21 protein-coding genes and 1 pseudogene are annotated in these 20886 nt (G+C 72.5%); 7 read left to right on the top strand and 15 right to left on the bottom strand.

Annotation, left to right across the window (positions count from 1 at the left end; translation table 11 throughout):
- The coding region (locus tag AB0M52_RS12170; protein ID WP_363952396.1) for a coproporphyrinogen-III oxidase family protein at positions 1-717 on the bottom strand (717 nt) is incomplete at its 3' end.
- 20 nt (positions 718-737) lie between these two features.
- Here AB0M52_RS12170 and AB0M52_RS12165 point away from each other — a divergent pair.
- From AB0M52_RS12165 to AB0M52_RS12145, 5 genes are all read left to right on the top strand, one after another.
- Positions 738-1526, top strand: a complete 789-nt coding sequence (locus tag AB0M52_RS12165; RefSeq protein WP_363952394.1) for an enoyl-CoA hydratase-related protein — start codon at positions 738-740, stop codon at positions 1524-1526.
- A gap of 194 nt (positions 1527-1720) precedes the next feature.
- The gene (locus AB0M52_RS12160; RefSeq protein ID WP_363952403.1) at positions 1721-2557 is read left to right on the top strand and encodes a hypothetical protein; all 837 of its coding nucleotides are present in this window, start codon (positions 1721-1723) and stop codon (positions 2555-2557) included.
- Between the two features lie 222 nt (positions 2558-2779).
- On the top strand, positions 2780-3685 hold the full coding sequence (locus AB0M52_RS12155; protein WP_233513873.1) for a phytanoyl-CoA dioxygenase family protein: 906 nt from the start codon (positions 2780-2782) through the stop codon (positions 3683-3685).
- 181 nt (positions 3686-3866) lie between these two features.
- Positions 3867-4349 (top strand): hypothetical protein, encoded by a 483-nt coding sequence (locus AB0M52_RS12150; protein ID WP_363952391.1) that lies wholly within the window; start codon positions 3867-3869, stop codon positions 4347-4349.
- Positions 4346-4654, top strand: coding sequence for a transcriptional regulator (locus tag AB0M52_RS12145; RefSeq protein ID WP_363952389.1), 309 nt, complete (start codon positions 4346-4348; stop codon positions 4652-4654). Before AB0M52_RS12150 ends, AB0M52_RS12145 begins: the two co-directional genes overlap by 4 nt.
- A 79-nt stretch (positions 4655-4733) precedes the next feature.
- Here the strand turns inward: AB0M52_RS12145 and AB0M52_RS12140 are convergent, their stop codons facing one another.
- From AB0M52_RS12140 to AB0M52_RS12110, 7 genes are all read right to left on the bottom strand, one after another.
- Complete coding sequence (locus tag AB0M52_RS12140; protein WP_363952400.1) at positions 4734-5549, bottom strand: carbohydrate ABC transporter permease; 816 nt, start codon at positions 5547-5549, stop codon at positions 4734-4736.
- A 98-nt stretch (positions 5550-5647) separates the two neighbouring features.
- Positions 5648-6634 (bottom strand): sugar ABC transporter permease, encoded by a 987-nt coding sequence (locus AB0M52_RS12135; RefSeq protein WP_363952387.1) that lies wholly within the window; start codon positions 6632-6634, stop codon positions 5648-5650.
- Positions 6631-7917: a sugar ABC transporter substrate-binding protein gene (locus AB0M52_RS12130; RefSeq protein WP_363952384.1), complete on the bottom strand. Its 1287-nt coding sequence runs from the start codon at positions 7915-7917 to the stop codon at positions 6631-6633. Before AB0M52_RS12130 ends, AB0M52_RS12135 begins: the two co-directional genes overlap by 4 nt.
- Before the next feature lie 198 nt (positions 7918-8115).
- Positions 8116-8400, bottom strand: coding sequence for a GlsB/YeaQ/YmgE family stress response membrane protein (locus AB0M52_RS12125; RefSeq protein ID WP_363952381.1), 285 nt, complete (start codon positions 8398-8400; stop codon positions 8116-8118).
- Positions 8401-8644: 244 nt separating this feature from the next.
- On the bottom strand, positions 8645-8935 hold the full coding sequence (locus AB0M52_RS12120) for a GlsB/YeaQ/YmgE family stress response membrane protein (protein WP_363952378.1): 291 nt from the start codon (positions 8933-8935) through the stop codon (positions 8645-8647).
- Positions 8936-9103: 168 nt separating this feature from the next.
- Positions 9104-10981 (bottom strand): translation elongation factor 4, encoded by a 1878-nt coding sequence (lepA, locus tag AB0M52_RS12115; protein ID WP_363952376.1) that lies wholly within the window; start codon positions 10979-10981, stop codon positions 9104-9106.
- A 106-nt stretch (positions 10982-11087) separates the two neighbouring features.
- Entirely contained in the window at positions 11088-11621 is a 534-nt protein-coding gene (locus AB0M52_RS12110) for a DUF4240 domain-containing protein (protein WP_363952373.1), read from the bottom strand.
- A 152-nt stretch (positions 11622-11773) separates the two neighbouring features.
- On the opposite strand from AB0M52_RS12110, the gene AB0M52_RS12105 reads away from it, so the two are divergent.
- Both AB0M52_RS12105 and rpsT read left to right on the top strand, forming a co-directional pair.
- Positions 11774-12760: an aminoglycoside phosphotransferase family protein gene (locus tag AB0M52_RS12105; RefSeq protein WP_363952371.1), complete on the top strand. Its 987-nt coding sequence runs from the start codon at positions 11774-11776 to the stop codon at positions 12758-12760.
- Between the two features lie 124 nt (positions 12761-12884).
- Positions 12885-13151, top strand: coding sequence for a 30S ribosomal protein S20 (gene rpsT, locus AB0M52_RS12100; protein WP_363952368.1), 267 nt, complete (start codon positions 12885-12887; stop codon positions 13149-13151).
- A 107-nt stretch (positions 13152-13258) separates the two neighbouring features.
- Here rpsT and AB0M52_RS12095 read toward each other — a convergent pair whose 3' ends face one another.
- From AB0M52_RS12095 to AB0M52_RS12065, 7 genes and pseudogenes are all read right to left on the bottom strand, one after another.
- Positions 13259-13750, bottom strand: coding sequence for a hypothetical protein (locus AB0M52_RS12095; protein WP_363952366.1), 492 nt, complete (start codon positions 13748-13750; stop codon positions 13259-13261).
- Positions 13747-14727, bottom strand: coding sequence for a DNA polymerase III subunit delta (gene holA / locus AB0M52_RS12090; protein ID WP_363952363.1), 981 nt, complete (start codon positions 14725-14727; stop codon positions 13747-13749). Before holA ends, AB0M52_RS12095 begins: the two co-directional genes overlap by 4 nt.
- A 212-nt stretch (positions 14728-14939) precedes the next feature.
- A complete protein-coding gene (locus AB0M52_RS12085; RefSeq protein ID WP_363952398.1) occupies positions 14940-17471 on the bottom strand; it encodes a ComEC/Rec2 family competence protein in 2532 nt (843 codons plus the stop codon).
- A 35-nt stretch (positions 17472-17506) separates the two neighbouring features.
- On the bottom strand, positions 17507-18475 hold the full coding sequence (locus tag AB0M52_RS12080) for a helix-hairpin-helix domain-containing protein (RefSeq protein WP_363952361.1): 969 nt from the start codon (positions 18473-18475) through the stop codon (positions 17507-17509).
- 181 nt (positions 18476-18656) lie between these two features.
- Positions 18657-19424 carry an SDR family oxidoreductase gene (locus AB0M52_RS12075; RefSeq protein WP_363952358.1) on the bottom strand — a complete coding sequence of 256 codons (768 nt, stop codon included), beginning with the start codon at positions 19422-19424 and terminating at the stop codon, positions 18657-18659.
- 177 nt (positions 19425-19601) lie between these two features.
- Positions 19602-20465 carry a DegV family protein gene (locus tag AB0M52_RS12070; protein ID WP_363952355.1) on the bottom strand — a complete coding sequence of 288 codons (864 nt, stop codon included), beginning with the start codon at positions 20463-20465 and terminating at the stop codon, positions 19602-19604.
- 183 nt (positions 20466-20648) lie between these two features.
- Positions 20649-20886, bottom strand: a pseudogene (locus tag AB0M52_RS12065) (hypothetical protein); the annotation flags it as partial.

Raw genomic sequence — 20886 nt, 5'->3', positions numbered from 1 at the left:
GCGACGCATCCGGGCAGCCAGCCGGGTGCCGTCCTCGACGATCAGGGCGTACGCGCTGACGTGGTCCACGCCCGCCGCCACGACCTGGTCCAGCGAGGCCGCGAAGTCCTCGGCCCGCTCCCCCGGCGTGCCGTAGATCAGGTCGAGGTTGACGTGGTCGAACCCGGCGTCGCGAGCCTCCAGTGCGGCGGCCGTGGCCCGGCCGGCGTTGTGCCGGCGGTCGAGCACGGCGAGCACACCCGGGGCGGCCGACTGCATGCCCAGCGAGATCCGGGTGTAGCCGGCCGCCCGCAGCTCCTTCAGCGAGGTGGGGGTGACCGACTCCGGATTCGCCTCGGTGGTCACCTCCGCGTCGCCGGCCAGCCCCCAGGTCCGGTCGATGGCGTCGAGGATCCGGGCCAGGTCGTCGGCGGGCAGCAGGGTGGGGGTGCCGCCGCCGACGAAGACCGTGTCCACCCGGGGCGGCGGAGCCTCACCCAGCACCCGCGCGGCGAGCGCCAGTTCGGCCAGCACGGTGTCGGCGTAGCCCTCCCGGCCCACGCCGCCGCCCAGTTCGTCGGCGGTGTACGTATTGAAGTCGCAGTAGCCGCAGCGGCTGGCGCAGAAGGGCACGTGCACGTACACCCCGAAGCCGTGGTCGCCCACGGCCGGGCGGGCGGACGCGGGCAGCGCCCCGTCGGCGGGGACGGGTTCGCCTGCTGGAAGGACGCCGGGCATGGCCACTAGTGTGCCCTCACATGACCTCTCCCGACGCGCTCGTCCGGGTCGCCACCGCCCGCGGGGTGACCACCCTCACCCTGGACAGCCCGCACAACCGCAACGCGCTCTCCACGCCGCTGATGACCGAGCTGCTGGCCGGGCTGGCCGCCGCGGTCGCCGACGACACGGTCCGGGTGATCGTGCTCGACCACACCGGACCGGTCTTCTGCTCCGGAGCGGACCTGAAGGAGACGGCGGCGGCGTACGCCAGCGGGACGGTGCCCGCCGGGATGCTGGGTGACGTGCTCGCGGCGGTCTGGGAGTGCCCGAAGCCGGTGCTGGCGAAGGTCGGCGGCCCGGCCCGGGCCGGCGGGTTGGGCCTGATCGCGGCGGCCGACCTGGCGGTCTGCGCCGCCGAGGCGACCTTCGCCTTCACCGAGGTCCGGATCGGGGTGATCCCGGCGGTGATCTCGGCGACCGTGCTGCCCCGGTTGCACCCCCGGGCGGCGGCCGAGCTGTACCTGACCGGCGACACCTTCGACGGCCGGCGCGCGGCGGAGATCGGCCTGGTAACCGCCGCGGTGCCGGCCGACGACCTGGACGCCGCGGTGGACCGGTACCGGGACTCGCTGGTACGCGGTGCCCCGTCGGCGCTGGCCGGCGCGAAGGAGCTGCTCCGCCGGCCGGCCGCCACCGACCTGCGTGCCGAGCTGGCCGAGCTGGCCGCGGTCTCCACCCGCTACTTCCTGTCCGGCGACGGCGTCGAGGGGGTCACCGCGTTCCGTGAGAAGCGCCCGCCCCGCTGGGTGGCCGAGCTCGACAGGTGAGTAGCAGCCGGGACGGGGAACCCCCCGGTCGGCGCGGGTGTCGCGCGGCGGGTGGAACCGGTCGGACGACCCGAACGGGCCGATGGGGGACGTACGCTTGGCGGACGTTCGAACGGGAGGTGTGAGTGCGTCGGGGAGTCGTGGCGGGTTTCGTGGTCCTCGTGCTGGTCGCCGTGATCGGGGTCGTGCTCGGCATGCGCCAGGTCGGAGAGGGGCTGCGCCTGCCGTTGGCCAACCGGAAATGCACCGTGCAGGCCGACGGCGAGGTGTCCCTGAACGCCCACCAGATGGCCAACGCGGCGACGATCGCGGCCATCGGCGTCCAGCACGGGATGCCCGAGCGGGCCGTGGTGGTGGCGCTGGCCACCGCCTACCAGGAGTCCGGCCTGCGCAACCTGGCCGGCGGCGACCGCGACTCGGTCGGCCTGTTCCAGCAGCGCCCGAGCCAGGGCTGGGGCACCCCGACCGAGATCCGCGACCCGCGGTACGCGGCCGACAAGTTCTACGCCGCACTCAAGAAGGTGCGCGGCTGGGAGGACATGCGGGTCACCGACGCGGCGCAGAAGGTCCAGCGGTCGGCCTTCCCCGAGGCGTACGAGAAGTGGGCGGACGACTCCGCGGTGCTCACCCGGGCCTTGCTCGGCGAGGCCACCGGCGCGGTCGCCTGCACGGTGGCTGATGACCCGGCGATGCGGGGGGCGGCCGCGGCCGCCGCACTGACCCGGGGCCTGACGCTCGACTGGGGCCTGACGGACTCGGCTTCGGCGGCGGGGCAGACGAAGGCACTGGACGTGGTCGGCACCCGGGTGAACCGCGACGGCGCCCTGACCGGCCTGACGGTGAGCGCCGCGGACGAACGCGCCGGCTGGCGGTACGCGCACTGGCTGGTCTCCCACGCGAACGACCACGGGGTGAAGAAGGTGCGCTTCGGCGGCATGGAGTGGACCGATCGAAACGGCACCTGGAAGCGGTTGGCCGACCGCGAGAGAAATGACAACGAGGTGGTCGTCGAAATCCACGCGGACCTGTGAATGACCCCCGATATCTTTTACCCGCAGTCACCGCAAAATCCGGCAATTAGCCCCAAAAACCCCCGCTGCGCCACGCTGCGCAACTGCCAGTAGTCGTACCACCGCCCTCGGTCGCCATCCCTGTGGGATCGACCGTCGGGCGTCTCCCGGACCCGGCGTCCGCGCGTTACCATCGGCGGCCTGTGCCAAAAGATGGTTTCACCTCTTGGGGAGGGGTACGACGTGGCATTCGACTACGGCGACCGCACCGGCTACGAACCGATCAGTGACGTCGACCGCAAGGAGTTCCATGAGCAGGGCTTTCTCCTGCTGCGCAACGTCCTGACCGAGGACCACCGGGCCGCGCTCGAGGCCGCGGTCGACCGGGTGTACGAGGAGGAGAAGGCCAAGGGCAAGACCACCAAGGACGGCACCCTGCACCTGCTGGGCTTCCTTGACCGGGACGAGCTCTTCGGCGACCTGCTCACCCACCCGATCGCCTTCCCCTACATGTGGGGGCTGGCCGGGTGGAACCTCTACAGCCACCACAACCACCTGGACGTCACCCCGCCGGCGCTGGAGCCGGAGAAGCCGTACTGGGGTTGGCACCAGGACGGGTACCGGCAGAACTCCGACCCGGAGACGATGGACCCGAACCTGCCCCGGCCGATGTTCTCGCTGAAGGTCGCCTACGTGCTTTCCGACCTGTCGGAGACCGGCCGCGGCGCGACCAAGGTGATCCCGGGCAGCCACCTGTGGAACTCGCTGCCGCGCCCGGCGGACACCACGGTGCACAACCCGGACCCGGAGGGCACCGTCGAGATCACCGCCAACCCGGGCGACGCGTTCATCTTCGACCGCCGCCAGTGGCACTCGCGGTCGACCAACCTGTCGACGATCACCCGCAAGATGCTCTTTGTCGGCTACACGTACCGGTGGATCCGCCCGCTGGACGAGCTGCACATCGACAAGGACGGCGAGTGGTGGACCAACCGCACGCCGGTGCAGCGCCAGCTCTGCGGTGAGGGCACCCACACCGCGAACTACTGGGGCATCAACTGGGACGGCTACATCGACGACGAGATCCCGCTGCGCAAGGAACTGAAGGAGCGCGGCCAGCTCAACCGCAACATCCCCTGGCTCCGCTGAGCCGGTGCACGACGGCCCCCTGTCCCGGCGGGACAGGGGGCCGTCGTCGTTCCCGGTCCGCCAGCCCGCGGTCGGCCGGCCGGGCAGCGCGCGCCCGCGATGGAAAGTACTTGCCAAGCAGGAAAGTGTGCGCTTTACTTTCCCTATCGGAAAGTACTAACCGATTCGGCAAGGAGGGGCCATGTCCGAACCACCCGCCGTCTCCCCCTCGGCCGCCGCCGACGCGCTCGCCGAGATCCGCGCCCGGCAGGCTCAGGCCGTCGACGCCACACTCGTCCCGAACACCTTCTGGCCGACCGTGGGCGGCCTCATGGTCGCCTTCACCGCCGCCGTCGAGACCGGCCGGCCGTGGCTGCTCGCGGTCGGCACCGTCGCGTTCGTGGTCGGCCTGACCGCCGTCGTGGGCCGGGTGCTGATGCGCCATCGGGCCCAGGTGCGCACCAGTCTCATCGGCGTACGCGGCGGCGCGGTCATCGCCGGCCACGTGTTCGTCACGTTGGCACTCGGCCTCGGCACCGGGTACGCGGCCGAGTCGGCGGGGTTCGGTTGGCCGGCAACCCTCGGCACGACCGTCACCGCCGTCGCGATGACCGCCACCGGCCCCTGGGTGATGCGGCACCTGCGCGACATGATGGCCGGCCGGCCGATCGGCGGTGGCCGGTGACCGCACCTCGGTTCGACGAACTGATCCACGCGCCGACCCGGCTGTCCCTGGTCAGCCTGCTGGCCGCCACCGAGTGGGCGGAGTTCCGCTACCTGCGCGAGCAGCTCGGCATGTCCGACTCGGCGCTGTCCAAGCAGCTCGCCACCCTGGAACAGGCGGGCTACCTGGAGGTGAGCAAGAGTTTCGTGGGCAAGCGCCCGCGTACCTCGGTGCGGCTCAGCCGGGACGGCCGCCGGGCCTTCGACGGCCACGTCGCGGCGCTCCAGGAGATCGTCGCCCAGGCCGGAGCCCGCTTGCTCCCATGACGCCGGGTCGGGCCCCGCGAGCGGGGCCGGACATCTCGCCGAAAGCCCCGGGCGGTGAAGCCCGGGGCTTCCGCGCGGCTCAGCCCTTGACGGCGCCGGCGACGAGGCCGGCGACCATCCGTCGCTGCACCAGCAGGAAGAAGACAATCACCGGCAGGGTGAACAGCGTGGAGGCGGCCATCACCGGCCCCCAGGCCGTGTCGTCCCGGCCGAAGAAGAAGGTCATCGCCACCGGCAGGGTGTAGCGGTCCTGGCGGTTGATGAACGTCAGCGCGAAGATCAGCTCGTTCCACGCGGTGATGAAGGAGAAGATGCTGGTCGCCACGAGGCCCGGGGCCACCAGCGGGAACAGGATCCGGCGGAAGATCTGGGCCCGGCTGGCCCCGTCGATGGCGGCGGCCTCCTCCAACTCCTTCGGCACGGCCGCCACGAAACCGCGCAGCATCCAGACCGCGAACGGCAGCGAGAAGCCGAGGTAGGTGAGGATCAGGCTGGGCAGGGTGTTGTACAGGCCGAGCCGCTGGATCATCAGGAACAGCGGGATGACCAGCGCCTCCAGCGGGATCATCTGCACCACCAGCAGCATGATCAAAAAGCTGGTCCGGAGCCTGAACCGGAACCGGGCCACGGCGGTCGCGGCCAGCAGGGCGACCAGCCCGCTCAGCAGCACCGTGGCCACCGCCACCAGCGCGCTGTTGAGGAAGAAGTCGGTGAAGGTCACCCCGGGGATCAGGTTCCCGGTGAGGATCTGGCGGTAGTGCTCCAGCGTCGGTTCGGCCGGCAGCGGCCGTGGCGTGCTGGCGAAGATCTCCCCGCTCGGCTTCAGCGAGGTGGTGATCATCCAGTAGACCGGAAAGGCCGCGAACAGCGCCACCAGCAGACCCGCGCCGTTCAGGGCGAGGCGCCGGGCACCTCTGCGCCGCCGGCCACCGCCGGGTGGACGGCGCTCGAATCCCGCCGGACGGCGTCCGGTGGCGGCTGCTGGGCCGGCCGTCACGCGTCCTCCTCCTGTCGGAGCACCATCCGCACATACATTCCGGTGACGACCAGCAGGATCAGGGTCAGGATCACCGCGATCGCCGAGCCGAGCCCGTACTTGGGCGGGGGCGAGAACGCCTCGGCGTACGAGTAGACGGAAAGCATGAAGGTGGGCCGGTCCTGGGTGCCGCCGGCCAGCACGTAGTACTGGGTGAAGACCTTGAAGTCCCAGATGGTGGAGAGCACCACCAGGATGCCGAAGACCGGCCGCAGCAGCGGGACGGTGACCCCCCAGAACACCCGCCACGGCCCGGCCCCGTCGACCCGGGCCGCCTCGTGCAGCTCGCTCGGTACGCTCTTCAACCCGGCCAGCACGCTGACCGCCACGAACGGGAACGAGTGCCAGACCACCACCAGGGTGAGGATGGCGAAGAACAGCAGCGGCGAGTTGAACCAGCCGTAGCCGGTCCAGTCGCTGCGACCGAAGATGGCCTGGGAGAGCCCGTCCGGCAGGGCGTTGAACGCCCAGGTGACCAGCCCGCTGGTGTCGTCGAAGATCCATTTCCAGACGATGGTGCCGGTCAGTGCGGGGGTGGCCCAGGCGAGCATCACGCAACTGGCCACGAACGCCGCCATCCGGCGGCCGAGCCGGTTGAGCAGCAGCCCGACCAGGGTGCCCAGGATCATCGTCAGCGCCACGTTGGCCGCGGCGAACACGACCGTGTTGCGCAGCACGGTCCAGAAGAACGGATCACCGAGGATCTGGCCGTAGTTGCCCAGCCCCACCCACGGCCACTCCCGGTCGCCGCGCAGCTGGCGGACGCTGTCCAGCCGGTGGAACGACATCACCACCACCTGGCCCAGCGGCCAGAGCAGCAGCACCCCGATGACCACCAGGCAGGGCAGCAACAGCAGATAGGGCAACCGGTCCACCCGGCGACGCCGCCGCGCGGGGGTCTCCCGCGCGGCGGCCGTCTCCGGCACCTCGGTCAGCGTGGTCACTTGGCGTTGAGGATGCTTTCCATCTCCGCGGCCGCGTCGGCGGTGGCCTGTTCGACCGTCTTCTGACCCTTCATGACCGAGCTGTTCATCGCCTGGGTCACCGTCTTCGTCCGGCTGACCTCCACCCACTTCGGGGTGAGCGGCGTGAGTCTGGTGTTCTGCATGGTCGTTGCGAACGCCGCCATGATCTTGTCATCCGCGTACCCGCTGCCGCCGACCAGGTCGGAGTAGACCGGGAAGAAGCCGAGACTGTCGGCGAACCGCTGCGCGTTCTTCTTGTTCACCAGCACGGTGAGGTAGTCCCAGGCCAGGTCCTGGCGCTGGCTGTCGCGCCAGATCGCAAGGTCGGAGCCGCCGGCGAAGGCGGGTGCCGGCTGCCCGTCCGGGCCGGGGATGGGGAAGGTGCCCCAGACCTTCTCGATCTCGGGATTGTCCTTGGCGATCGCGCCCTGCTGCCAGCTGCCGGCGAACGCCATCGCCGCCTTGCCGGTGGCGAACTGGGTACGCGCGTCGATCTCGTTCCAGCCGGCCGCGGCGGGCGGGGCGACCTTGTGCACGGTCACCAGGTCGGTCCAGTACTTGACCGCCTCGCGGGCCTGCGGCGAGGTGTAGCCGGACTTCCAGGCGTCCCCCTCCTTGGTGGCGATCTCCGCGCCGGCACCCCAGAGGAAGGAGTAGAACGGCAGCTCCGAGTTGCCGGGCAGGGCGATGCCGTACGTCCCGGGCTTCTTGGCCTGCACCGCCTTGGCCGCCGAGACCAGGTCGTCCCAGGTCTTCGGCGGCTGGACGCCGGCCTCGGCGAACCAGTCGGTGCGGTAGTAGATGCCCCGCACGCCGGCGTACCACGGCACGCCGTACTGCCGGCCGTCGAGCTGGGCGTTGCGGACCAGGTCGGGCAGGATGTCCCGGCCGTCGGTCCAGTCGGTCATCCGGTCGGTGACGTCCGCCAGGGCCTCCTGCGCCGCCCAGCCCTGGGTCTCGGTGTTGCCCAACTCGGTGATGTCCGGCCCCTCGCCACCGGCGAGCGCGGCCTGGAACTTCGTCGGCGCTTCCAGCCAGGGGATGTACTGCACGACCACGTCGGTGTCGGGATGCTTGAGCCGGAACTCGGTCTCCACGGCGTCGAGGAACGCGGTCTGCGCGTCGCCGCCCTCGCCCATCATCCAGACCGTGAGCTTGCTGGTGTCGGCCGCGTCGTCGTCCGAGCCGCCGCAGCCGGCCAGCACCATCGCGGTCGTGGCCACGACGGCGGTGACCGGGGCCAGCCGTTTCCACCTGTTCACGCCACTTCTCCCTCCCGCCGCCTGGCATTAACCTTCCGTATCGCACCCTAGTACGAAGAATTCCTTTACGACAGTGGGCGGGGACCGAACGTACCGCAGGGCGCGGGCTGCCGGCCGGACCCACCATCCGCAAACCGGGGCGTACGCATACGTAAGGCGCCCGACCTCGACGGTCGGACGCCTCACGAGACTCGGCTGTTACCGGTGACTGACTCCGCGACGGCGGCCCACACCGGAGACCAGCGCGACCGCGACGGCGGCCAGCAGGACCTGAACCAACAACTCCCGCCAGTCGATGCCGGCGGTCTCCGCGAAGCCGGACGCCCGGGCGATCACCGTGCCGAGCAGCGCGGCGCCGACACCGATCAGCATGTGCAGCCAGATCGGCATGGGCTGCCGGCCCGGCACCACCAGGCGGCCCAGCGCGCCGACGATCAGACCCACGAACAGCGCGGTGATGATGCCCCAGACGGTGAGCTCCATGGTCGCTCTCCTTCACAAAAGACGTTCCACGTTATGTGGCGTTCCTGTCGTGACCGCCCTAGTTCCCGACCCGACAAGATCCCAAACCGCCCTTCCACCCCAGGGAGCCGCACCGGACCTGAAACATCACGCGGGAGACAGGACGTCGCCCCGGGGTTGTCCATACCCGACGGGTCCGGAAAGGACGCTGACACGCCGGCGGGCGCCCGGCCGATGGCCGAGCGCCCGCGAGGCGTGTGTGGGGTTACCGGTGGGTGATACCGCGTCGACGACCGCCAACGCCGGCGACCAGGGCCACCGCGATCGCGGCCAGCGCGACCTGCACCGCGAGTTCGGCCCAGTCGATGCCGGCGGTCACCGTGGCGATGCCGATCGCCCGGGCGAGCACGGTGCCCAGCAGCGCCGCGCCGACACCGATCAGCATGTGCAGCCAGATCGGCATGTCCTGCCGACCCGGGACCACCAGGCGGCCCAGCGCGCCGACGATCAGACCCACGAACAGCGCGGTGATGATGCCCCAGACGGTGAGCTCCATGGTCGCTCTCCTTAACGAGAAGATGTCAGTCGGCAGGGTTCCTGTCGTGCCGATCCAGTTCCCTCGGCACCGAATTCCCAAACCGACCGGACATGTCGCCCGTCGATGGCACACCAATTTCCGCGCGTCGTCGCGCGTACCGGCCGCCGGCCCGACGCGGGCCGGCGGTCACTTCTTCCCGGCGGGCTTGCCGTCGCCGGAGTCGGTGGAGAGCGCGGCGATGAAGGCCTCCTGCGGGACCTCCACTCGGCCTACCATCTTCATCCGCTTCTTGCCCTCCTTCTGCTTCTCCAGCAGCTTGCGCTTGCGGCTGATGTCACCGCCGTAGCACTTGGCGAGCACGTCCTTGCGGATCGCCCGGATGGTCTCCCGGGCGATGACCCGACTGCCGATGGCGGCCTGGATCGGCACCTCGAACTGCTGGCGCGGGATCAGGTTGCGCAGCTTCGCGGCGATCGTGGTGCCGTAGTTGTACGCCTTGTCCTTGTGCACGATGGCGCTGAACGCGTCCACCGGCTCGCCGTGCAGCAGGATGTCGACCTTCACCAGGTCGGACGCCTGCTCGCCGGAGGGCTCGTAGTCCAGCGAGGCGTAGCCCTTGGTCCGGCTCTTCAGCTGGTCGAAGAAGTCGAAGATGATCTCGGCGAGGGGCAGTGTGTAGCGCAGCTCCACCCGGTCGGCGGAGAGGTAGTCCATGCCGAGCAGGCTGCCCCGGCGCCCCTGGCACAGCTCCATCACCGCACCGACATAGTCGTTCGGGGTCAGCACGGTGGCCCGGACCGTCGGCTCGTACACCTCGGCGATCTTGCCGGTCGGGTACTCGCTCGGGTTGGTGACCACGATCTCCTCGCCGTCCTCCTGGATGGCCCGGTAGACCACGTTCGGTGCGGTCGAGATCAGGTCGAGGTTGAACTCCCGCTCCAGCCGCTCCCCGATGATCTCCAGGTGCAGCAGGCCGAGGAAGCCGCAGCGGAACCCGAAGCCCAGCGCGCCGGAGGTCTCCGGCTCGTAGGTCAGCGCGGCGTCGTTGAGCTTGAGCTTGTCCAGCGCGTCGCGCAGCGCCGGGTAGTCAGACCCGTCTATCGGGTACAGGCCGGAGTAGACCATCGGCTTCGGGTCCTTGTAGCCGCCGAGCGGCTCGGCCGCCGGGCGCCCGTTGATGGTGACGGTGTCACCGACCCGGGACTGGCGGACGTCCTTCACCCCGGTGATCAGGTAGCCGACCTCGCCGACGCCGAGCGCGTCGGCCTTCACCATCTCCGGCGAGATGACCCCGATCTCCAGCAGCTCGTGGGTCGCGCCGGTGGACATCATCTTGATCCGGTCCCGGGCACCGATCCGCCCGTCGATGACCCGGACGTAGGTGACCACGCCCCGGTATACGTCGTACACCGAGTCGAAGATCATCGCCCGGGCCGGGGCGACGGCGTCACCGACCGGCGGGACGAACTGCCGGACGATCTCGTCGAGCAGGTACGGCACGCCCTCGCCGGTCTTGCCGGAGACCCTGATGCAGTCCGCCGGGTCACCGCCGATCAGGTGGGCCAGCTCCTCGGCGTACTTCTCCGGCTGGGCGGCCGGCAGGTCGATCTTGTTGAGCACCGGGATGATGTGCAGGTCGTTCTCGAGTGCCAGGTACAGGTTGGCCAGCGTCTGCGCCTCGATGCCCTGGGCCGCGTCGACCAGCAGGATGGCGCCCTCGCAGGCGGCCAGCGAGCGGGACACCTCGTAGGTGAAGTCGACGTGGCCAGGGGTGTCGATCATGTTGAGCACGGCCTGCTCGCCGGTCCGCTCGCCCTCCCGGATGGTCCACGGCATCCGGACGGCCTGGCTCTTGATGGTGATGCCGCGCTCGCGCTCGATGTCCATCCGGTCGAGGTACTGCGCGCGCATCTGCCGCGGGTCGACCACGCCGGTGAGCTGCAACATCCGGTCAGCCAGGGTCGACTTTCCGTGGTCGATGTGGGCGATGATGCAGAAGTTCCTGATCCGCGCCGGGTCGGTGGCACCAGGAGCGTTCGCGCCGGGATCGAGCGTCGGTGGCACAGCGGTCCGTTCTGGTCGGCTGACGTGAGCAGGCCGGCGCATGCCGGCCCCCTCTATGCTCCCACGTCCACGGCGGGCAACCACCGCGCGGGCGAACCCCCGCCGCTCACTCCTGCGGCGGCTCGACGAAGAGGGCGGCGAGCCGGGGCAGCCGGCGCCGGGCCTCGTCGGAGTCGTCGAAGTCCCAGAAGTCGTTCAGATCGGGCGCCGGCACCGCCTGGCGGTCCGCCGGGAGATCGGTCGCGGTCGCCTTGCGGTACGCGTCCCACGGCACGGCCAGCATGTCCTCGCACTCGAATTCCTCGCCGCTGAGCGAGGCGGCCCGGACCTGAGGCAGCTCGGCCAGCGAATCCGGGTCGGCGACCGCGCGGGCGAACACCTCCCGCCCCTGAGTCATCAGCCAGCCACGAAAGTACTCGAAGCCGTCGTCGGAGGCACCACCGTTGATCAGGTACGCGGCGCCCCAGAGGTCGACGCGGTAGGAGGCGGAGAGCACCCGCTGCTGGTGGCGGGCGTAACCGACGATCTCCTCCGGATCGCGGGCAGCGAGCAGCGCGACGGCCCGGGTGGCGATGGCGTCCGGCTCTCCCCCACCCGACCGGGCGCGGTCGATCAACTGCCAGAAGTCGTCGGTCCTCATGGCCTGGGAGTCTGGCAGACGCCGCCCCGGTCGGCGGGGCGCGGCACAACCGGCCGCGAACCGGCGGAGATCGTCGGATCCGCCCGAGACGCTTCAGTCGTCAACACCGCCGGAGTATCGCCCGGCGGTACGACACCGGGCAGCATGGTCGGGTGAACCTTCCGTCCCCACCGCCCGTGGCGTACCACGCGACCGCCGAGCGGCCGGCCTGGGAGTCGCTGCCGCCGGCCGTGCGGGCCGCGGTGGCGGCGCGGCTCGGCGCCCCGGTGGTCTCCGCCCGCGGCGCCGGCGCTGGTTTCACCCGGGGGTTCGCCGCGGTGCTGCGCACCGCCGACGGGGGCAGCGCGTTCGTCAAGGCCGCCGGCCACGCCGAGCAACCACACCTGGTCGACTGGTACGCCCGGGAGGCGGCGGTCCTCACCCGGTTGCCTGCCGGGCTACCGGTGCCGCGCCTGCGCTGGACGCTGTGGGAGGCGGGCTGGTACGCACTCTGCCTGGACCCGGTCGACGGCCACACCCCCCGGCTGCCCTGGGACCAGGCCGAGCTGACCGCCACCCTCACCGGGTACGCCGACGTCACCGCCGCGCTCGCCGATTCGCCGGCCGAACTGGTCGCCCTGGGCCTGCCCCGGCTCGCGGACCTGGCCCGCGACGACATCCTCTGGTGGGGCGAGGTGGCCGCCGGCCGGGAACCGCCGCCGCCGCTGCCCGCCCCGGCCCGGGGACGGCTCGCCGAGCTGGTCGCGCTGGAGTCCCGCCTGCCCGGGTACGCCGCCGGGGCACCCGGGCTGACCCACGGCGACCTGCGGGTGGACAACGTCCTGATCGACCGGGCCGGTACGGCCTGGTTCTGCGACTGGACGTGGCTCTGCCACGGGCCGGCCTGGTTCGACCTGGCCGGCCTGCTGATCACCGGGTACGCCAGCGGGCTGGACGTCGCTGCCTCTTTCGCCGCGCACCCGGCTGCCGCCGGCGCACCCCCGGACGCGCTGGACGTGACGCTGGCCGCCCTGGCCGGCTACCACCTCACCGCGGCGGCGTCCGCGCCGCCGACCGCGTCGGCCCACCTGCCGGCGCACCAGCGGTGGACCGGCGAGCAGGCGCTCAGCTGGCTGGCCCGCCGCCAGGGCTGGACCTGACGCCCCACGGTGCCGTTTTGGCCTGTCCGGGCCGACCTGGTAACCTGGCTTTTCGCGCAGCGATGACGCATGCTCGTCGCGCGCACAAGCTGACCAACCCGAGCTATCAAGACGAGGCTGTCGCGTGGCGAACATCAAGTCCCAGATCAAGCGCAACCGGCAGAACGAGAAGCGCCGGCTGCGTAACAAGTCGGTCAAGTCGTCGCTGAAGACCGCCATCCGCAAGTTCCACGAGGCCGCGGAGGCCGGTGACGTCGAGAAGGCCACCACCTTCATGCAGGACGCGTCGCGCAAGCTGGACAAGGCGGCCAGCAAGGGCGTCATCCACGCCAACCAGGCCGCGAACCGCAAGTCGGCGATCGCCAAGCGCGCCGCGTCGCTTGCCGCCTGACTCGGCGAACCAGATCTGACTGAAAGCCCCGGGGCACCGCCTCGGGGCTTTCGCACGTCACCACCCCGGAGGCCTTCGCCGGCCGGGTGCATCCCAGGGTATGTCGATCACGACCCTGGTTCGGTGGTGCCCGCTTGCGGCGCGGCTGCCGGGGTGTCGGGAAGCCCGGCCGGCGGTGCCGGATCCACTGCTGCCGACTGTTCGCCTTTCACCGGATCCGCGCTGACCACCACACCGGGCACGCTGTGCGGCAGCCAGTCGACCCGGGCCCGCCCGACGACCGGTTCCATCTGCCGCCGGAAGCGGTCGCGTTCCTGCTCGGGTACGGCCGCAGCCGCGCGGATCACCACGGCGGCCACCAGGTCGTTGAGCTTGACCATGACGGCCACCGCCGCGGGCAGCACCAGTACCGCCCACCAGCTCACCAGTTCGGCGAGCGCGAGCAGGGCGGCCAACGCGATCGCCCCCTCGAAGAACAGAAAGCAGAGCACCCCACCCGGGTTGACGAAACGCAGGCCGAGCACCCGGGCGTAGAGCGGACGGTACCGCTCCTCCTCGGCCGGGATCGTGGCCCACGAGCCACGGAGGGCTCCGCTCACCTGGCGCCGCCCCGCCGCGCGGCGGCCACCGAGAAGACGGCTTTCTCCAGCGCGTACGCCCGGTCGTCGGATCCGCCCTTGACCGCCGCGTTGCACTCGGCCGCAGCCTGCATGGCGGCGACCAGCCCGTCGGGCGTCCAGCCGCGTGCCTGCCGCTGGGCCCGTTCGACCTTCCACGGCGGCATGCCCAGGCTGCTGGCCAGTTGGTAGGGGCTGCCCCGGCCGGCCGAGGCGACCCGGGCGACGGTGCGAATGCCGTCGGCTAGGGCGTCGGCGATCGGCACCGGGTCCACCCCCACGTGCAGGGCCCAGCGCAGCGCCTCCAGGGCCCCCGGCAGGTCACCGACCATCGTGGCGTCGGCCACGGTGAAGCCGCTCACCTCCACCCGGCCCCGGTAGTAGCGGGCCACCGTGTCGGCGCCGATCCTGCCGTCGGTGTCGGCGATCAGCTGGGAGCAGGCCGCCGCGAGCTCCCGCAGGTCGTTGCCGACCGCCGCGATCAGCGCCTCGGCGGCGTCGTCGGTGCACCGCCCGCCGGCTCGGCGGAACTCGTCACGGACGAAGGCCACCCGGTCCCGGTGCCCCTTGAGCTTGACGGCGGGCAGGACCTGGGCGCCGGCGGCCTTCAGCCCGTCGGCGAACGCCTTGCCCTTGGCCGCGCCGAGGTGCTGCACGACGAGCTGCACCTCGGGGTCGGGATTCTTCGCGTACGCCAGCAGGGCGGCGACCAGGTCCTTACGCGCGTCCTGACCCGACCGGAGCACCAGCACCCGGCGGCCCCCGAACAGTGAGGGGCTGAGCATCTCGTCGATCTCGCCGACGGTGAGCGCGCCGGCCTGGTACTCCCGCACGTCGGCAGCGGGGTCGGCGGCCCGGGCGGCGGCAACGGTTTCGGTCACCGCACGCGTGGCGAGCAACTCCTCGTCGCCGAGAACGAGCACAATAGGAGCGGCATTGGCGGCGGTCACGCCGCCCATACTCGCACGCTCGACGGCCCGGTCCAGCCCGGTCGTCCGCACTGTGCCGGCAGACCCCGCACTCAGCGCAAATCCAGACATATATCCAATTAGCCGCCTTTCTCGATGAATCGGAATCGATTCGTGGCTTAGCCCAGCTCAGGGCCAGTCGGGTCAGCTTCTACCTCAAGCTGGGCAGCGAAGCGTCTGCCGACGTCCGGTTCGCGGTTGATTCACGGCTTGGCCCGGCTCAGGTCGACGCCACCCGACACCACTGCCAGGCCGGACGGCCCCAACACCACCGCGATGTCCCCGTCGATGTCGGTACGCAGCACCCGCGCCCCGCCCCGGGACAGGCGGGCCAGCACCGCCTCGTTGGGATGGCCGTAGGTGTTGCCCGCACCCACCGGCACCAGGGCGACCGCCGGGCGGATCGCGTCCAGAAAGGCCGGATCCTGGTACGCGCTGCCGTGGTGGGCGACCTTCAGCACGTCGGCCCGCAGCCCGTGCGGCGGCAGGTGTTCCCGCAGCGCCTGCTGCTCCTCGGTCTCGGCGTCGCCGGTGAGCAGGATCCGCACCCCGGCCACCGTGGCGAGCAGTACCAACGAGTTGTTGTTCGGGTCCGACCTCGTCCCGCGCATCGGGTACGGCGGGCCGAGGACGACGAGATCGGCCGTGCCGGCCCGGTACCGCCACCCGGCCGGGGCGGCCACCACCGGGGTGCCGTGGGTGGCGGCGGCGGTGTGTACCAGGTCCCGCCCGATCGCCGGTTCCGGCCACTGCGGGGTCAGCACCGTGTCCACCCGCCGCCCCCGGAGGACCCCCGCCACGCCGCCGGTGTGGTCCACGTGGAAGTGGCTGATCACCAGTAGCGGCACCTGGCGTACATCGAGCCGGCGCAGGCACGCGTCCGCCGCCGCCGGATCCGGGCCGGTGTCGACCACGACCGCCCGCCCGGCCGCCACCGGCAACACCACGGTGTCACCCTGACCGACGGCGCAGACGGCGATCACCCAGCCCTTCGGCGGCCACCCCGGGGCGACCACCCGCACCGGCACGGTGCCGAGCATCACCGCGACGGTGAGCACCGCCACCAGCCGGCGCACCACGGGCCGCCGGGCGGCGACCAGCAGGACCACGGTCAGCGCCGCCAGCAGCAGCGCCCCGGACACCCCGCCGGGCCAGGGCAGGTTGCCCGCCGGCAGGCGGGCCCCGTACCGGGCGACCAGCACCAGCCACCAGGCCGGCCAGTGCGCCAGCCAGGCAGTCAGCTCGGCACCGTACGGCCAGATCGGCGACACCGTCGCGGCCACCACGCCGAGCACCGTGGCCGGGGCGATCGCCGGCACCACGAGGAGGTTCGCTGGCACCGCGACCAGACTGACGGTGCCCGACAGGCCGGCGATCACCGGCGAACAGGCCAGCTGCGCGGCGGCCGGCACCGCCAGTGCCTCGGCCGCACCCGGCGGTACGCCCCGCCGGCGCAGGCCGTCCCGCCAGCTCGGGGCAAGCAGCAGCAGGCCGCCGGTGGCCAGCACGGACAGCGCGAAGCCGGCGTCGCCGGCCAGGTCGGGGTCGACCAGCACCAGCACTGCCACGGCGGCGGCAAGCGCCGGCACCGCCGCCCGGGGCCGGCCGGCGGCCAGGGCGGCGAGCCCGATCGCGCCCATGGTGGCGGCGCGAACCACGCTCGGTGACGGCCGGACCAGGATGACGAAGCCCACCAGGGCCAGCCCGCACAGCGTGGCGGCCAGTGCGGGACCGGCGCGCGCCCAGCGGGCCACCAGCAACACCGCCCCCACGATGATCGCGACGTTGGAGCCGGACACGGCGTTCAAATGTGTCATTCCGGTGGCCCGGAAGTCCTCCTCCACCGTGTCGGGCAGCCGGCTGGTGTCCCCGACCACCAGTCCGGGCAGCAGGCCGCCCGGCTCGTCGGGCAGCGGCGCGCAGGCCTGTTGCAGGCCGGCCCGGAGCCGGCCGGCGGCCCGTTGCAGGGCCGACGGCGCCCCGTGCCGGTCGGGCGGGCCGACGGCGAGAAGCACGGCACCGGTCAGGTCGCCGCCGCGCGGTTCGGCCAGCCGCCCCTCGGCAGTGAACCGTTGCCCGGGCAGCAGCCCCCGCCAGGCCGGGTCACTGGCCAGCACCAGCACGCGGGCCGGCGCGGTGACCCGCTGCCCCGCCGGGCCGGTGACGGTCACCAGCTTGGCCCGCACCAGCAGGGTGGGTGGACGGCCCACGATGCCGCCGCGTACCGGCCGGGGGTCGTCCCGGACGACCAGCTCGGCGGTGACCCGGGCCCGTTCGTCGACCAGGGCGCGCAGCGGCTCGGCGTCGCGTACGGCCAGCCGGGCCGAGGTCGTGGCGCCGCCACACACCACGCCGATCAGCACCGCCACCGCGATCCAGCCGTAGCGGCGCGCAACCGCTCCGGGGCGGCCGGCGACCCCGAGCAGGTGCAGTGCCGCCAGCCCGGCGAGGCCCGCCGCGACGGCGGCGACCAGCAGCGTCCGCCCGGCGCTGAGGTGCAGCCCGGCCAACGCGGTGAGCCAGGCGGCCACGGCCAGCCCGGCCAGCCGGAGATCCGGCGCTTCCCCACTGCCCAACCCGGCGATCGCCCCGGCCGCCCCGATCGTGGCACCGCCGGCCCGCTCCGCCCCGGCTACCGTCCTCGGCCGCTCGGACGTGGGTGTCCCGTCGGCCCGGACCGCCCCGACCACCGCCGACGCGGCTGTCCTGCCGGCCCGGACCAGCCCGGCCACCATCCGCGCCGGCCGGGATGCGGGTGCCCGGTCCGCCGTCACACCGTCACCAGGTCTTTGAGCTGCTCGTACCGCGCGTCGCCGATGCCGTTGACCTGGCGCAGGTCGCTGACGGAACGGAAGCCGCCGTGCCGGTCGCGATGCTCGATGATCCGCTGGGCGAGCACCGGCCCCACCCCGGGCAGCGTTTCGAGCTGCGCCGCTGTGGCGGTGTTGAGGTTGACCCGCCCACCCGTGCCGGGATCGGCACCCGCAACCGGGCCCGCGCCCGGCGGTGCCCCAGCCGCCGGAGTCGGTGCCGGTACGCCGACCAGGATCAACTCGCCGTCGGTGACCTTGCGGGCCGGGTTGAGCATCGCCACGTCCACCCCCGGCAACGCCCCGCCGGCCGCGTCGACGGCGTCGGCGACGCGTGCCCCGGCCGCAAGTCGCACCAGCCCGGGCCGGCGAACCTTGCCCGCCACGGCGACCACCAACTCGCCGGTCGCCGCGTCGGCCGGCTCATCCCCCGCTACTTCCGACGGATCCGGCGTGGCAGGCGCGCCGGTCACGGCGGCGACCGGCTCGACCTGCGGCCGAGACCGCCAGGTCCAGCCAGCGGCACCGAGCACCACCAGGACCGCGATGACCGCCAGCGCCCGGACACCTCGCCGGCCCGGGTCGAACGCCCCCGGCCCCGGCAACCGGGACGCCGGTGACATCTCGTCCGCGTCGCGGGCCGGCTCCGGCTCCACCGGACCTGGCCCGGCGGAGCGGACGGGCCGGGGTGAGGTGGGCGAGGGCGGTTCCCGGCCGGTGTCGGCGGAGCGGACGGGCAGGAGCACGGTCGGCGACTCCAGCGGGGACGGCGAACCCGGGACGACCGGCTGCACCGGGCCGCCTGGGAGCGGACCGGCCGAAAGCGGGCCGGGCACGGGCATCGGCGGTACCTCCGAACCGTGCACGGCCGCGCCCGGCATCAGCCGCCACAGTCGCTCCCGGACCGCTGTCTCCTCGTCGTTGGACACGGCGCGAGGCTAGGACGGCGAGGCGGGGTCCCGTGGGTCGCGAAGGCCTCCGCTGTGGACAACCCGGAGCCTGTGGACAACGCCCTGATCATGCCCGGGTTGTGCTAGGAGCTTGATCCCCGCCGAGGTCCAGAGAGCCAACCATGCCACCGCACCACCCCGCGGGTAGCCGCTCCGGCTGTCAGTGCGATTCCGGGTCGAGGCCGAGGACGGAGCGCCCGCCGTCGACCGGCAGGGTGACGCCGTTGACGAAGCTGGCCGCCGGTGACAGTAGATAGGCCACCGCGGCCGCCACGTCCTGCGGCTGGCCGACCCGGCCCACCGGGTGCAGCCGGGCCAACTCCGCCTCGATCCGCTCCACCTCCACCGCTTCCTGGTCGGCGAGGAACGCCTCGTGCCGCTCGGTGGTCACCGAGCCGAGGGCGACCGCGTTGGCCCGGATGCCCTGCGGGCCGTACTCGACGGCCAGCGCCCGGGTCAGCCCTTCGATGGCGGCCTTGGCCGTGGCGTACGGCAGGCAACCTGGCACCGGGCGGCTGGCCTGGTGGGACGAGACGTTCACGACGGCGCCGGCGGTTCCGGCGGCGAGGAAGCGGCGTACCGCGGTGGCGGCCCCGACCACGGCGGGGCGCAGGTTGCGGGTGATCAGGTCGACCACCTCGCCGACCGGGGCGTCGTGCACGGAGGCGTCCCGGAACACCGCGGCGTTGTTCACCCATCCGGCGAGCGGCTGGGCCCGTTCCGCCAGGTCGGCGGCGCGGGCGGCGACCGTCTCGTCGGCGGCGTCGCCGACCACCGCCGCCAGCCGAGGGGCCTCGGCATGTCGCTCCACCCAGGACACCGCGCCCGGATCACGCTCGATCACCACCACGGTCTCACCCTCGGCGAGCAGCCGCTCCACGATCCCCCGCCCGATTCCGCGACCGCCCCCGGTCACCACACAGGACATCCGGCACCCCCACTCTCCCGACGGCCCATCGTTTCGTACCCCGCACCCGCCGCCCGCCACCGCCGATCTTGCGGTTCCTGGACGCCGGCCGGTGGGACCTTGATCGTCTGCGGTCCAGTGACTCCCCGGGCGGCGTGTCGAGTCACCAGAGTGCAGACGATCAAGGCCGCACGCCCCTCACACCCCGAGGGTTGGGGGGTGGCGGTGGATTACCACGCAGGCCAGGCCGGGGCCGGCGTGGGCGGCGACGGCGGCGCCGGCCTCGGAGACGTACGCGTCGTGCAGGCGGTCGCCGAGCCGGGCGGCCAGCGCCCCGAGCAGGTCCTCGGCCCGTTGCGGCGCGGCGAGGTGGTGCACCGCGAGGTCCACCTGCGCGTCGCCGGCCGCCTCGACGGCGAGATCGACCAGCCGCGCCACCCCCCGGCTGGCCGTACGCACCTTGTCCCGCAGCACGATCCCGCCGTCCGGCATGTGCATGATCGGCTTGACCGAGAGCGCCGTGCCGAGCAGCGCCTCGGCCGCGTTGATCCGGCCGCCCCGGCGCAGGAACTCCAGGGTGTCGACGTAGAAGAAGATGGTGGTGCGCGCGACGGCGTCCACCGCAGCGGCGCGTACGCCGGCCAGGTCGGCGCCCTCCTCGGCGGCCCGGGCCGCGGCGACGGCCGGGAAGCCCAGCCCCATCCCGCAGGAGCGGCTGTCCACCACGGTCACCCGATCACCGAACTGCGCGGCGGCCAGTTCGGCGGCCTCCACCGTGCCGGAGAGCCCGGCCGACAGGTGTACCGAAACCACGCCGTCCGCCCCGGCGTCCAGCAGTTCGCGGTAGGTCCGGGCGAACTGCTCTGGCGACGGGCGGGACGTGCTCACCGAGACCCGCCGCCCGGTCAGCGCGCGGGTGGCGTCCGCCGGGAAGATCTCCACCCCTTCCAGTCCCTCGACACCGTTCAGTACCACGGTCAGCGGCACCACGGTCAGCCGGTGCGCCTGCACCAGTTCGAGCGGGAGGTAGGCGGTGGAGTCGGTCACGACCGCGACGGGCATGCCCGGCACGGTAGCCGATCCGGCTGGGCGGGTGCCCGGCCGCGTCAACAGATCCGGCCGGCAGCACTGTCGGGCCAGGCCGCGCCGGCGAGGCGCAGTCCCGGGCCGGGCCGCGGCGCGCACCGATGGCGGACCACCCCGGTGGGTCGGCCGCAGCGGGTCGGGCAGGCGCCGGAGGTGGTGTCAGACCGGGTCGGCGGCGGGCGGCGCGGCAGCGACGGACGGCGTGGCCGGGGCGGCGGGTACGCTGATCGGCCCGACGTTGTGGGCACGCAGGTGCCACCCACGCCCGACGTCGTGGCGCAGCTCCGTCCAGTGGCAGTTTCGCAGCGAGCCGATGGTGCGCAGCACGCTGTGTTCCCAGCCGAGCAGGTTGCCGCAGCCCTGGCGGGCCGCGCCGCCGTGGGTGGCGATGACGACC

Origin of the sequence: Micromonospora sp. NPDC051296 (assembly GCF_040682255.1) — a bacterium.
Classification (GTDB): domain Bacteria; phylum Actinomycetota; class Actinomycetes; order Mycobacteriales; family Micromonosporaceae; genus Micromonospora; species Micromonospora craterilacus.
Note: the sequence above shows the minus strand (reverse complement) of the source record. Positions and strands in the feature narration are given on the sequence as shown.